The sequence below is a fragment of the Streptomyces sp. GS7 genome, assembly GCF_009834125.1.
Lineage (GTDB): Bacteria > Actinomycetota > Actinomycetes > Streptomycetales > Streptomycetaceae > Streptomyces.
Window position 1 is genome coordinate 1,427,080 of the sequence record NZ_CP047146.1, and the last position, 13,050, is coordinate 1,440,129.

Below are 13,050 nucleotides of genomic sequence, written 5' to 3' on the forward strand. Positions count from 1 at the left end.
CTCTTCCCCCGAGGGATCCCCCGTCCCTCCCGGGGCCGGAATCCCCCGTACGCCGTTCCGGCCCCCGTTCACAGTGGTCTGACGGTGCTAGCCCTCCTGCCAGTTGACGCTGCCGACGCCGGTGCCGCCGTCGCAGGTGGCCTCGGAGTGGTCGCGGGCGCCCGGGTTGAGGGTCCGCCACGGGCCGGTCTGGTCGGGCCACCAGCCGCAGACCACGGTCACCCGGAAGGCGATGGTGCGGTTGGTGTTGTTGGCGCAGTCCGCGGTGCCCCGGCGGCCGTCGGTGTTCGTGGTGCAGCTGAGGTCGTTCTGGATCCGGGCGGACGCGGAAGCGGGGGCGGCGGCCGTCAGGGCCGCCGCGCCGCCGAGCATCAGTACCGAGGCGACGGCCCCCGTGGCCACGCGATTGCGGATGGTCATCCGTGCATCTCCTTCTCCGTCGTGCGCACCGGCCGCGCGGGGTGTCCCGTGCGGACCGGCGGTGCTGACATCCGGCACACGATGCGGGGGAGCGGTACGTATGACAGAGGGAGGTGTGACGTGCGTCACACCTCCCTCTGTGTCGTGCCGGGCTACTTCTCCAGCTGCGGCGGCGGGATCGGGTTCGACCTCTGCGACTGCGGGGAGGTCGGGTTGCCGAGGGCCGAGGGGGCGGTCATCCCGGCGGTCGGGTCGGCGGGCGCCGCCGCCTCCTCGTCGGCGGCCGGGCGCGGTGCGAGGTGGATGCCGGCCGCGTCCAGCGCCTGCTTGATGCGCCAGCGCAGCTCGCGCTCCACGCCGGCGGACTTGCCGGGCATGGTCTTGGCCGTGACGCCGATGGTGACGGTCTCCAGCGAGACCTCGCGCAGGCCGAGCACCTCCACCGGCTCCCACAGCTGCTCGTTCCAGGGCTCGGCCTTGGACATCTCCTCGCCGGCGTCGGTGATCACCGTGCGGGCCCGCTCCAGGTCCTGGTCGGCGGCTATCAGCACGTCGACGCTGGCGGTGGACCAGCCCTGGCTGAGGTTGCCGATCCGCTTGACCTCGCCGTTGCGGATGTACCAGATCGCGCCGTTGGCGCCGCGCAGCTTGGTGACCCGCAGGCCGACCTCGATGACCGTGCCGGTGGCCACGCCCGCGTCGATCTCGTCGCCGACGCCGTACTGGTCCTCCAGGATCATGAAGACGCCCGACAGGAAGTCGGTGACGAGGTTGCGGGCGCCGAAACCGATCGCGACACCGGCCACACCCGCGCTGGCCAGCAGCGGGGCCAGGTTGATCTGGAGGACGGAGAGCACGGTCAGCGCCGCCGTGCCCATGATCACGAAGGACGCGACGCTGCGCAGCACCGAGCCGATCGCCTCGGAGCGCTGCCGCCGCCGCTCGGCGTTGACCAGCAGCCCGCCCAGCGCGGTGCCCTGGGCGGCGGCAGCGGTGCGGTTCATCCGCTCGATGAGCTTGGTGATGGTGCGGCGGATCACATGCCGCAGGACCACCGCGATGACGAGGATCAGCACGATCTGCAGGGCGGACGTGAGCCACGTCCCCCAGTTCGCCTGCACCCAGCCGGCGGCGTTGGTGGCCTTCTGGGTGGCCTCGTCGAGGGAGGTCGGAGCGGTTGAGCCGGCCGCGGCGGTGCGCAGCGGCGCGGCGGCGGCCGACGAAGCGGACCAGTACACAGCGGAACCTTCCGTGAGGGACAGCAGGCCCGGCCGCGGTGGGACCCGAGAGGCCGGACAGACCTACCACACTAACGGGGCAACGAGGGCAGACCGCGCCTGTGTTCGATCATCGCGGCCCCGGAACGCCCGGAAAGAGCCGGATCCGGCGGGATCTGCGCCGGTGTGGTGGAAAACACCTCGGGCCCGTTACCTGGTCATGGTGGCGCTCCGACCAGGCACCGGGGGACACTGTGGGGAGATCGTCCCGGCGCGAGCCACGCGCCGCCGGCGTACAAGGAGGCACCCGTGCCGCATGTCCTGGTCCTCAACGCGTCGTACGAGCCGCTCGGCGTCGTACCGCTCCGCCGCGCGCTCATCCTCGTCCTCAATGAGAAGGCCGTCAGCCTTGAGGAGTCCGGCGCCCTGATGCACAGCGCGACCCATGTCATACCGGCTCCGAGCGTGGTCCGCTTGAAGCGGTTTGTGAGAGTGCCCTTTCGTGGCCCCGTCCCGCTGACCCGCCGGGCGCTGTTCGCGCGTGACGGCGGGCGCTGTATGTACTGCGGTGGCGTCGCAACCAGCGTCGACCACGTCATCCCGCGCAGTCGCGGCGGCCAGCACACCTGGGAGAACGTCGTCGCCGCCTGCCGGCGCTGCAATCACGTCAAGGCCGACCGCCATGTCGCCGAGATCGGCTGGCGGCTGCGCCATCAGCCCGCCCCGCCGTCAGGACTGGCGTGGCGGATCATCGGCACGGGCCATAGGGACCCGCGCTGGCTGCCGTATTTGCAGCCGTACGGCGCGGATGACGCCCTAGCCCGGATCGATGCCGTATCGGCATAGATCCGGGTTTTGTCGTGGCGGGGGTTTTTTCGCGGCCCCCGCCACGGCGCTTGCCCGACGCCTCCCCGGCGCACCCCCGAGCCTGACCCGTCGGACAGTCCCTAGCCGCCCGGCGTCACCGCGTACGCCTCCACCTCCCACAGCGAGTACCCGAACCGGGTGGCCCGCTTGTCCCCCTGGACGCGCACGAAGCGGGCGTCCTTCGCGTCCATCCGGATCGCCTCCCGGCCCCCCTTGCCGTCGCGCACGGTGGCGGCGGTGCGCCAGGTGCGGCCGTCGGAGGAGACCTGGATGCGGTAGGCGGCGGCGTAGGCGTCCTGCCAATTGAGGACGACCAGGCCGAGGCGGGTGGGGCGGGGGAGCGCGAACTGGAGCCAGGCGTCGTCCTCGGCGGGGGAGGACCAGCGGGTCTTCGGGTCGCCGTCGGTGGCCGCGGACGCCGGGAAGTCGTCGGTCTCGTCGCCGGAGGAGGTGGTGTCCGCGCCGCGCGCCAGATTCGGGCCGCCGGTGCGCGGATAGACGCGGACCGCCAGATGCTGTTCCTGGCCCGCGAAGCCCACGGCGATGTCGTACGTCCCGGACGGGGCGTCCTTCGGGACGTCCACCGCGAGCGGGACGGTGGCGGTGCCGCCGCGGGGCGCCGTCAGCTCCTTCGGCCCGTGGACGGTGAAGCCCTTGGGCGCCGTGACCGTGAGCGTGTCGTGGACGTCGGCCGGGCGGCGGGAGAAGACCCGGGCGTCCACCGCGGCGCTGCCGCCGGTCTCCGCGTCGGTCTCCTTGCGGGACAGCTCCAGACCGGCCCGCGGAGTGTCGTCGAACCACGGCGTCAGCGCGTGCACGGACGGCGCCTGGGCTCCCTTCGCCCAGGTCAGCCGTACCGCGTCGGCGCGCAGCCCGGCCGTTGGCGTCTCCGTCCAGCCGGTCGCCGAGAGCTGCCCGAGGCGCTGCCAGCCACTGCCCGGCACATGCGCCTCCAGGGACACCGCGCCCGCGGCCGGGCCCGGCTCGGTCAGCGCGGTGACCGCGGCCAGCGGCCGGGCACGCGGGAAGGGGACGGTCAGCGACGCCGGGTCGGCGCCCTGCGCCGGCCGCGGGACGGCGTTGCGGGCGCCGGTCCACGCGTCCGCCTCGGTCATCGCCCGGTCCAGGAACGGCGTGAGCACGCCGGTGCCGACCGTGGCCGGGCTCTGCCTGATCTCCGTACGCAGCCGCAGCACCGCGCGCTGCGCCGCCCAGGCCGCGTCCCCGTCGCCGTGCGCCTGCGCCAGCAGGGTGTCCACGGCCTGCTCCCCGGCGCTGCCGTAGCGCCCCAACTGCGCGGCCCACGGCCCGACTTCGGCCCGCAGATCGGAGTTCAGGCCCTTCGGAGCGGCGGCCATGGTGTGGAAAGCGGCCCGCAGCGCCGCGGCGGCCTCGGCGAAATCGGGGTCGTCGCCCGCCCGGCCGCGGTCGACCGCCGCCTCGCGGGCCTTCCAGAAGCGGTCCAGCAGCGGCCGGAGGTAGCCCGACTCGTCGCGGTTCAGCAGCGACGAGGACGCGTTGCCGGCCAGCGTCCGCAGGGCCGTCCGGGCGCCCTGGTCGGCGCCCGCGAGGTCGTCGATGGCCGCGTCCCAGGACTGCGCCGGGTGGTAGTCGCGCGGGTTCCAGGCGTAGTCGGCGGCGGTGAACAGCGGGATCCGGGAGGCGACCGGCTGCTCCATGGCGTTGGCGAGCAGCGCCGCCGAGCCGGTGGCCACCGCCGGTTCGCGGCCCGTGTACGGGCCCAGGAAGATCCGGTCCTGGGCGTAGTCGTTGACCGGGTAGTTGTCCATGGTCACCAGCGGGTGGCCGAACGCCTGGCGGGCGGCGGACAGTTCACCGCCGGTGATGGTCCGCGGCACCACCCCCACGCCCGTCCAGGCCACCTCCACGCGGTCGTTGAGCGCCGCCGCCAGCGCCCCGCGGTACGCCGTCGCGCCGTCCTGGTAGTACTCGGTCGGCATCAGCGACAGCGGCGCGGCCCCCGGATGGCGCTCGGCGAGGTGCCGGGCCAGCGCGTTGGCGACCCCGGCCTGCGCCTTGGCGGCGGCCTGCGGACCGGTGCCGAAGGTCTCCTCGTCGGCGCCGCAGTGCCACTCGCTGTAGCTGACGTCCTGGAACTGGAGCTGGAAGGCGCGCACCCCCAGCGCCCACATCGCGTCCACCTTGCGGCGCAGCGCCCGCAGATCCTCCTCGGACGACAGGCACATCGCCTGGCCGGGGGCGACCGCCCAGGCCAGCGTCACGTGGTTGGCGCGGGCCCGGTCGGCGAGCGCCCGGAAGTCGGCGCGCTGCTCGGCCGGGTACGGGTCGCGCCACTGCGCCTGGCGGTAGGGGTCGTCGCCCGGCGCGTACAGGTACTGGTTCTGCTTCGTACGTCCCATGAAGTCCAGCTGGGCGAGCCGCTGCGCCCGCGTCCACGGCTGCCCGTAGAACCCCTCGGTGGTGCCCCGGACCGCCGTCGCGGGCCAGTCCCGCACGGCCACCGAGGCCAGCTGCCGCCCTCCGTCCGGACCGTCCGCGACCAGTTGGCGGAGCGTCTGCGCGGCGTGGAAGAGGCCGTCCGGGCCGACCCCGTCCAGCGCGACGGTGTCCCGGCCGGAGACCTGACCGACGGCGAGCCGGTAGCCGCCGGACGGCAGGTCGCCGCGGGCGGGCACCCGCAGCGCCCGCAGCGCGCCGTCCGCCGGGGCGCCGCCGACGAGGAACACCGGCCCGTCCGCGGGCACCCGGTCGCCGGGCGCCACCTGGCGCACGGTGCGCACCCCGGCGTCCCGCAGCAGCCCGCGCAGCACGTCGAGGGCGTACGGGTCGGTGTCCGGCGCGGCCACCACGACCGCCTGCCCGCCGAGCGGTACGGCCGTGCCGAGCTGCCGGAGCGACTGGGGCCGCGGCCAGACGGCGGGCACCTGCCCGGCGCCGGCCGGCCGGTCCGGCTGGTCGGGCGTCCCGGTGGAAGGGTCGGCGGGCGCCGCCTGGGCGCTCGGTACGCCGCCCAGCAGACCGCCGATCACCGCCGCCGCGAGCGCGGTGGTCCCGGCCACCCGCGCCCGGGTGCGTCCCCTGCCCGTCGCCTTGGCCCTGCCGCCGCCCCATACGCCCCGGACTCGCACGGTCGCTCCTCGTCCCCGTCTCGTGCTCGCCGGCCCGCGCCGGCGCCCCCTACGTCCCACCGCCCGGCCGCCGCGGCGCCCACGCGAAAGCGCCCGTCCGGCCGGCGGTTGCCGCGGTGGAGGCTGGTGGTCGTGGTGCGCGCGGCGTGCGGAACCGGGGGGTGTGTACCCGCCGGTACCCGATCGGACAGACCTTCGGCCGTGAGCCCACCATTGTGCCGGTGAACGTGTCAACCGGGCCTCGGCGCAGGCTCCGGCCCCCCGGCGGCGGCCTTCCCGCACGGGTTCCGTAATGCACCTTTTGTGACCTGCGGGCGACGGGCGTCCGACACCGCGCCGCGCCGCAGGAATTGCGCTCCCGGACCCTGTTCCCGCGTGTTCTGTGCGCCCTTCGGCGCTCCCCGCCGCGAAATCGCCTGCCGGCGACTAGTGTGACGTGGGTCACGTTTGCACGGTGGACACGTCTGCGATCGTCTCGACTGGGTAGGGCAGACGTGTCCCACTACCGATGAACGGGAGGCCCGCGTGGCCGCGTCCGCTCAGTTGCTCCTCGACGCACTGTCCACCAAACCGGCGGCCGGGCCGGCCGAGCCCGACCTCTTCGACGGGGTGTCCGGCCCCGACTCCGGCCTGGACGGCTCCGGCTCCTTCAGCTTCGCCGAACCGCCGCTCACCAGCGAGCCGCCGCTCGCCGACATCGCCCCGCTGACCAGCGAGGTGCCCATCGCCGCCGAACTCCCGCTGACCAGCGAGCCCACCGCCGCCGGCCTGGGCACGGAGTCCATGGAGGTCTGAGCAGCCATGGGCCGCGCGCGGCTCGCCCGGCTCCACGGCATCGCCACGTCCTACGAACCCTCGCCGGGCCAGGCCGTCCACGTTTCCGACGACACCGTCGTCGCCGTGCTCGCCGCACTGGGCGTCGACGCCTCCACACCGCACGCCGTACGCACCGCCCTGACCGCCTACGAGGAGACCGCGCGCCGCGCCCTGCTCCCGCCCACCGTCAGCGCCCGCCACGGCCGCCCGCCGCGCCTCCCCGGCCTTCCCGAGGGCACCGTCCTGCGGGTGCGGACCGAGGACGGCGGCATCGTCGGCGCCGAACTCCGCAACGGCGCGTTCCACGGCGGGACACCGGGATCCGCACCACTCACCGGGCTGCCGCTCGGCGTCCACGAACTCCGCGCCGACGCCCCCGACGGCCGCACCGCCCGCGCCCGCCTCATCGTCGCCCCCGACCGGGTCCCCGAGCCGCCCGGCCGCAGCCACGGCTTCCTCGTCCAGCTCTACTCGCTGCTGTCCCGGCACTCCTGGGGCATGGGCGACCTCGGGGACCTCGCCGACCTCGCCGCCTGGTCCGGACGCGCCCTGGGCACCGGCTTCCTCCAGCTCAACCCGCTGCACGCGGCCGTCCCCGGACCGCCCACCGACCCGTCCCCCTACCGCCCCTCCTCGCGCCGCTTCCCCGACCCGGTCCACCTGCGGATCGAACACATCCCGGAACACGCCCAGTTGACCGGGGCCGACCGCGCCCGCGCCGGCGAACTCGCCGCACAGGCCCGCGCACTGCGCACCGCGGTCCTCGACGACGGCGCGCTGATCGACCGGGACGCCGTCTGGGCCCTCAAACAAGAGGCCCTGGAGCTGCTCTGCGCCGTCCCGCTCACCCCGGGGCGGCGCGCCGCGTACTGCGACTTCCTCGCCGAGCAGGGCCAGGCCCTGGAGGACCACGCCACCTGGTGCGCGCTCGCCGAACGACACGGCCCCGACTGGCGCGGCTGGCCCGCCGGGCTGCGCGACCCCCGCTCGCCGCAGACCGCCCGGCTGCGCCCCGAACTCCTGGACCGGATCGACTTCCACTCCCGGCTCGCCTGGCTCACCGACCAGCAGCTGGCCGCCGCCCAACGGGCCGCCCGGGAGGCCGGCATGGGCATCGGGCTGGTACACGACCTCGCCGTCGGCGTGCACCCCTCCGGCGCCGACACCTGGGCGCAGCGGCACGCCTTCGCCGCCGGGATGTCCGTCGGCGCGCCCCCGGACGCCTTCAACTCCCGCGGCCAGGACTGGGGCCTGCCGCCCTGGCGCCCGGACGCCCTGGCCGCCGCCGGCTACGCCCCGTACCGCGAGCTGCTGCACGGGCTGCTGCGGCACGCCGGCGCGCTGCGCATCGACCACGTCATGGGGCTGTTCCGGCTGTGGTGGGTCCCCGAGGGCCGCCCGCCGACCGAGGGCGCCTACGTCCGCTACGACGGCGAGGCGATGCTCTCGATACTGGCCCTGGAGGCCCACCGGGCGGGCGCGGCGGTGATCGGCGAGGACCTGGGCACCGTCGAGCCCGGCGTCCGCGACGCGCTCGCCGAACGGGGGGTGCTGGGCACGTCCGTGCTGTGGTTCGAGCGGGACTACGGGAGCGGCGACCCACCCGCCGACGCCCCGTCCGTCGGTGCCCCGGCGTCCGGCAGTGACCCGACATGCGGCGGGGACTCGACATCCGGCGAAGATCCGGCGCCCGGCCGAGACCCGGCGGCGGAGCCGGCCGCCGCCGAGGCCCGGATCCTCGCTCCCGAGGAGTGGCGCGCCGGCTGCCTGGCCACCGTCACCACCCACGATCTGCCGCCCACCGCCGCCCGGCTGACCGGCGAGGACGTCGCGCTGCGCGCCCGCCTCGGCCTGCTCGCCGGGCCCCCGGAGCGGGAACGGCACCGCGCCGCGTACGAACTCCGCGAGTGGCTGGGCGAGTTGGCGCGGCAGGGGCTGCTCCCCGAGGGCGCCGGCGACGAGGAGGCCGCGGTCAAGGCCGTGCACCGCTTCCTGCTGCGCACCCCGGCGCGGATGGTCGGCGTCTGGCTCCCGGACACGGTCGGCGACCGCCGCCCGCAGAACCTCCCCGGGACCTGGGACGAATACCCCAACTGGCGCCTCCCGATCGCCGGCCCCGACGGCCGCCCGCAGACCCTGGAACAGCTGGCGGCATCGCCCCGACTGCACGCGCTGATGCGGGAGTTGGCGTCGGTGCAGCGCTAGCCCCGCCACCGCCACCACTCCCTCCATCCCCTCCACCCCCGCCACTCCCTCCATCCCCTCCACCGCCTCGGGGACCTCGTACGGGCCGGGGCGCACAGGCCCACAGCGGACCCGCGGCCGGACCCGCCGCTACCCGGACCCGCTTCCGACCGGCGACGCCTCCGACCGGCGACGCCGCCCCGCACCCGTCGTCGACCGGCGCCGCCCCGCGGCCCCGCCTCGGCCTGACGCCCCGCCGTTCCGTCCCCGGCCCGCCGTCATACCGTCGGCCTGCCGCGATGCGGCTTGCGCCACCCCGGGCGAGCGGAGTGCACAGGCGTCCGATACGTTGATTGGGTGAGCAACAAGGTCAAGAACGTGAAGAACACCGCCCTGCGCGCCGGAACCGTCACGGCCGGCACCGCGCTGCTGCTGCTGATGTCGTCCCCCGCGTTTGCGCTCACCCGCGACGACGGTGACGACCCGGGTCCGGGCCTGAGCGTGATCGAGACGCTCGGCCTCTACGTCGTCACGCCGATCGTGCTCTTCCTGGTCATCGCCGGGCTGGTCATGATGACCGACAAGTCCCGCAAGCAGGCCAAGCCCAAGGGCTGAGTCCACCGCAGGACACAGCACGGGCTCCGCGGGCTCACCCGCCCGCGCCCGAGACGCCGAAGGGGCGCCCCCGGTCCGGATGGACCGGGGGCGCCCCTTTGCCGTACCCGGAGGCGGGGCTGCCGTACCCGGAGGCCGGGCCGTCCCCGGGCCTGGCCGGTGCCGCACCCGGAGCCCGGGCAGGGTTCCGCCCTCGCACGCCTTCGTCGGCCCCCCGTCCACCTTCGTCCACCCTCGCCGTCCACCCCGGTCCGCTCCGGCTCGGCCTTGAGGTTTCCGCAGGTGAAAAACGGGTTGCGGAGCGGCTGTTGAGCGCTTTTCGGCCGATTTGTTATTGGGGATCTGTTTAACCGGGCTGTACCTACGATGACGTAACCTACGGGGCCGTAGGTCAAAACCTACGGCCCCGTAGGTCCGTCGTCCCCAGGAGTTCCCCTTGACCATCGCCCCCGCCCGCCATAACGGAGAGCGCGGCCAGGCCGCCTGGAGTGACGCCCAGCTGCTCTACGCACTCGAAGAGGTCGTCGAGAAGGAGCTCAACCGGCACCTGAAGGTCGCCAAGGAGTGGATGCCCCACGAGTACGTGCCGTGGAGCGACGGGCGGAACTTCGACGGGGTGATGGGTGGCGAGCCCTGGGCCCCCGAGCAGTCCAAGGTCACCGACATCGGCCGGGTCGCGCTGGTGGTCAACCTCCTCACCGAGGACAACCTCCCCAGCTACCACCACGAGATCGCCACCCTCTTCGGTCGGGACGGCGCCTGGGGCACCTGGGTGCACCGCTGGACCGCGGAGGAGGGCCGGCACGGCATCGTGATGCGCGACTACCTGCTCACCAGCCGCGCGGTCGACCCGGTCGAGCTGGAGCGGTTCCGCATGGCCCACATGTCCGAGGGCTTCGAGTCCGACAACGGGCACAGCATGCTGCACTCGGTGGCGTACGTCGCCTTCCAGGAGCTGGCCACCCGCATCTCGCACCGCAACACGGGCCACCACTCCGGCGACCCGGTGTGCGACCGGATGCTGGCGCGGATCGCCACCGACGAGAACCTCCACATGGTCTTCTACCGGAACCTGCTCGGCGCCGCCTTCGAGCTGGCCCCCGACCAGACCATGAGCGCGGTGCGGGACGTGGTCGTCAACTTCCGGATGCCCGGCCACGGCATGCCCGGGTTCGAGCGGGCCGCCGCCCGGATGGCGATCGGCGGGATCTACAACCTGCGCATCCACCACGACGATGTGCTCCAGCCCGTGCTGCGCTTCCTGAAGGTGCTGGAGATCGGCGGGTTGGGCCCGGCCGGGCTGGCGGCGCAGGAGGAGCTGGGGCTGTTCATGGGCGGCCTGGACGGGCAGGCCCGGAAGTTCGACGAGCGGCAGGCGGCGATCCTGGCCCGCCGGACGGCCCGGCGGTAGGCGGCCCGGTCGGGCGGCCCGGCCCCATTGGGTGACGGGGCGCCCGGCCGTCGGATGGTGGGGCGCCGGGCCGTCGGATGGTGGGGCGCCGGGCCGTCGGGTGGCGGGGTGGAGCCTCGCGCGCTGCTTCCTTTTTCTCGCAACGATTACGGAGAGTAATTGGTTCCTTGCGTGTCGTGATGGCGGGGGAGGGGCTGGCGGGGCGGGCCTTGTTCCCGGGGAGCGGGGTTCGTTCCGGCGGAGCGAGGCTCGTTCCGGTGGGGCGAGGCTCGTTCCGGTGGGGCGAGGCTCGTTCCGGTGGGGCGAGCCTCGCCGGAGGCCTCGTCGGAGGGGAGTTTCTTTCAGTTTTAGTGAAAGGAACTGGTGGAAGTATTCGATAGACCTGATGCTTTGTCGGCTGCCACGGTGGATCCGCACCCACCACCGAGGGAGAGGAAGACGTGGCAGTCCTGGAGCGGATCCGAGTCCACCGCACACCGTCCGCGCAGGCCGTGGGCCTGGCGCTGGCCCTGACGGCGACCGTCGTCTGGTCCGGCAACTTCGTCGTCGCCCGTGCCCTGCACGACACCGTCCCGCCCGTCCAGACCGCCTTCTGGCGCTGGATCGTCGCGCTCCTCGCGGTCGCCCCCGTCGCCCTGCCGCAGGTCCGCCGCCAGTGGCCGGTGATCCGCCGGCACCTCGGATTCCTGGCGTTGGCCGCCCTGTTGGGCGTCACCCTCTTCAACACCCTGATCTACACGGCCGGTCGCAGCACCTCGGCCACGAACATGGCCATGATCGCCGCCGCTTCGCCGATGATGATCGCCCTCTTCGACCTCGCCGGAGGGCGGCGCGGCGGCGGCCGGGAGAAGCTCGGCGTGCGCCGGGCGACCGGTATGGCGATCGCGCTGCTCGGCGTCGTCACCCTGGTCGGCAGGGGCTCGCCGGCCGCGATCGTGCACCTCGACTTCGCCACCGGCGATCTGTGGATGCTCGCCGCGACCGTCGCCTTCGCCGGGTACAGCGCGCTGCTGCGCCGCCGCCCCCGGGAGATCGGCGGGCTCTCCTTCCTGTTCACGACCTTCGCGCTGGGTGCCGCGATGCTGCTGCCCGCCTACGCGATCAGCCTGGCCACCGAGGGCGGCTTCGCGCTCACCGCCGGCACCGCCGGGCCGCTGCTCTACGTCGGCGTGCTCTCCTCGGCCGTCGCCTACTTCACCTGGAACAAGGCCGTCGCCCTGGTCGGCGCCGCCCGCGTCGGGGTCGTGTACTACCTCCAGCCGGTCTGCGTGGCGCTGCTCTCGTCGGCCGTCCTGGGCGAGGGCGTGGGGGCGGTGCAGGTGCTGTGCATGGCGCTGATCGTCGCCGGGGTGGCGCTGGGGGCGGCGGGCGGCAGCCGGCGGTGACCGGTGCGGCCGCGGCGGGTGCGTACGCTGCCCGCATGGCCGACTGGGACATCAAGAAGCTGCGCATCCTGCGCACACTCCAAGAGCTGGGCACGGTCACCGCGACCGCCGAGGCGCTGCACATGACGCCCTCGGCGGTCTCGCAGCAGCTGACCGGGCTGGCCAGGTCGCTCGGGGTGACGCTGCTGGAGGCCCACGGCCGGCGGGTCCGGCTCACCGGCGCCGCGCAGCTGGTGCTGCGGCACGCCGAGGAGGTCTTCGCCCAACTGGAGCGGGCCGACGCGGAGTTGCTCGGATACCTCCAGGGCGAGGCCGGGCAGGTGCGGGTCGGCGCCTTCTCCACCGCCATCCCGGCGCTGGTGGTCCCCGCCGTGCAGGAGCTGCGCGGCACCCATCCGAGCCTGGCGGTGGCCGTGCGGGAGGCGGAGGCGGAGGCCGCGTACGAGCTGCTGGCGGAGGGCAGCGTGGATCTCGCGCTGTCGCTGGCGGCGCACGCGCCCACCCCCCGCGACCCCAAGTTCACCCGGGTCTCGCTGCTCGCCGACCCGCTGGACGTCGCGCTGCCGGCCGGCCATCCGCTGGCCGCCGCACCGGGGTTGCGGCTGGCCGACCTGGCGGGCGAGCCGTGGATCTTCGGCAGCAGCGGTCCCTGGTCCCAGATCACCACCACCGCCTGCGAGAACGCCGGGTTCGTGCCGGAGCAGGCGCACGCCGCCGCCGACTGGAGCGCGATCTGGGCGATGGTCGCGGCCGGGATGGGTGTCGCGCTGGTTCCGCGGATGGCGCGGGCGGGCGGGATCCGGGGGCTGGGGCGCGGCTCCGGGGTGGCGCTGCGGGTGCTGCACGCCGACCAGCCGCGTCGCCATGTGGTCGCCGCCGCCCGGCGCGGTGCCGAGGGCGCGCCGGGGCCGGCCCGGGTGCTGGCCGCGCTGCGCCGGGCCGCCGCCGCGCAGACGGCCAGGGGGAGCGCCGACACCGCCGAACCCCCCGAAACCGTTCAGTCCAGCTGAACACAACCATCGAAA

Annotated in this window: 10 protein-coding genes; 7 read left to right on the forward strand and 3 right to left on the reverse strand. The window is 74.4% G+C overall.

What is annotated here, in order from left to right; all coding sequences use genetic code 11:
* Positions 1 to 87: 87 nt before the first annotated feature.
* Both GR130_RS05975 and GR130_RS05980 read right to left on the reverse strand, forming a co-directional pair.
* The gene (locus GR130_RS05975; RefSeq protein WP_159503738.1) at positions 88 to 420 is read right to left on the reverse strand and encodes a hypothetical protein; all 333 of its coding nucleotides are present in this window, start codon (positions 418 to 420) and stop codon (positions 88 to 90) included.
* A 152-nt stretch (positions 421 to 572) separates the two neighbouring features.
* Positions 573 to 1,658 carry a mechanosensitive ion channel family protein gene (locus GR130_RS05980; RefSeq protein WP_201304805.1) on the reverse strand — a complete coding sequence of 362 codons (1,086 nt, stop codon included), beginning with the start codon at positions 1,656 to 1,658 and terminating at the stop codon, positions 573 to 575.
* Positions 1,659 to 1,946: 288 nt separating this feature from the next.
* On the opposite strand from GR130_RS05980, the gene GR130_RS05985 reads away from it, so the two are divergent.
* Positions 1,947 to 2,483 (forward strand): HNH endonuclease, encoded by a 537-nt coding sequence (locus tag GR130_RS05985; protein ID WP_006605595.1) that lies wholly within the window; start codon positions 1,947 to 1,949, stop codon positions 2,481 to 2,483.
* A gap of 101 nt (positions 2,484 to 2,584) precedes the next feature.
* On the opposite strand, the gene GR130_RS05990 is transcribed toward GR130_RS05985, so the two are convergent.
* Entirely contained in the window at positions 2,585 to 5,545 is a 2,961-nt protein-coding gene (locus GR130_RS05990) for a beta-N-acetylglucosaminidase domain-containing protein (protein WP_159509778.1), read from the reverse strand.
* Between the two features lie 594 nt (positions 5,546 to 6,139).
* Between GR130_RS05990 and GR130_RS05995 the strand changes: the two genes are divergently transcribed.
* The 6 genes from GR130_RS05995 (at position 6,140) to GR130_RS06020 (ending at position 13,035) form a co-directional block, all read left to right on the forward strand.
* The gene (locus GR130_RS05995) at positions 6,140 to 6,409 is read left to right on the forward strand and encodes a hypothetical protein (RefSeq protein WP_159503739.1); all 270 of its coding nucleotides are present in this window, start codon (positions 6,140 to 6,142) and stop codon (positions 6,407 to 6,409) included.
* Positions 6,410 to 6,415: 6 nt separating this feature from the next.
* Entirely contained in the window at positions 6,416 to 8,635 is a 2,220-nt protein-coding gene (gene malQ, locus GR130_RS06000) for a 4-alpha-glucanotransferase (protein ID WP_159503740.1), read from the forward strand.
* A 336-nt stretch (positions 8,636 to 8,971) separates the two neighbouring features.
* Complete coding sequence (locus GR130_RS06005; protein ID WP_236572834.1) at positions 8,972 to 9,229, forward strand: hypothetical protein; 258 nt, start codon at positions 8,972 to 8,974, stop codon at positions 9,227 to 9,229.
* 436 nt (positions 9,230 to 9,665) lie between these two features.
* A complete protein-coding gene (locus GR130_RS06010) occupies positions 9,666 to 10,640 on the forward strand; it encodes an acyl-ACP desaturase (RefSeq protein ID WP_159503741.1) in 975 nt (324 codons plus the stop codon).
* A 440-nt stretch (positions 10,641 to 11,080) separates the two neighbouring features.
* Positions 11,081 to 12,025 (forward strand): DMT family transporter, encoded by a 945-nt coding sequence (locus GR130_RS06015; RefSeq protein WP_236572836.1) that lies wholly within the window; start codon positions 11,081 to 11,083, stop codon positions 12,023 to 12,025.
* Between the two features lie 35 nt (positions 12,026 to 12,060).
* On the forward strand, positions 12,061 to 13,035 hold the full coding sequence (locus GR130_RS06020) for a LysR family transcriptional regulator (RefSeq protein WP_159503742.1): 975 nt from the start codon (positions 12,061 to 12,063) through the stop codon (positions 13,033 to 13,035).
* Positions 13,036 to 13,050 lie beyond the last annotated feature (15 nt).

What these genes read in the sequence shown, in the direction of transcription:
- GR130_RS05975 (WP_159503738.1), bottom strand. Translation starts at nt 420, where the DNA reads ATGACCATCCGCAATCGCGTGGCCACGGGGGCCGTCGCCTCGGTACTG.
- malQ (WP_159503740.1), top strand. Translation starts at nt 6,416, where the DNA reads ATGGGCCGCGCGCGGCTCGCCCGGCTCCACGGCATCGCCACGTCCTAC.
- GR130_RS06020 (WP_159503742.1), top strand. Translation starts at nt 12,061, where the DNA reads ATGGCCGACTGGGACATCAAGAAGCTGCGCATCCTGCGCACACTCCAA.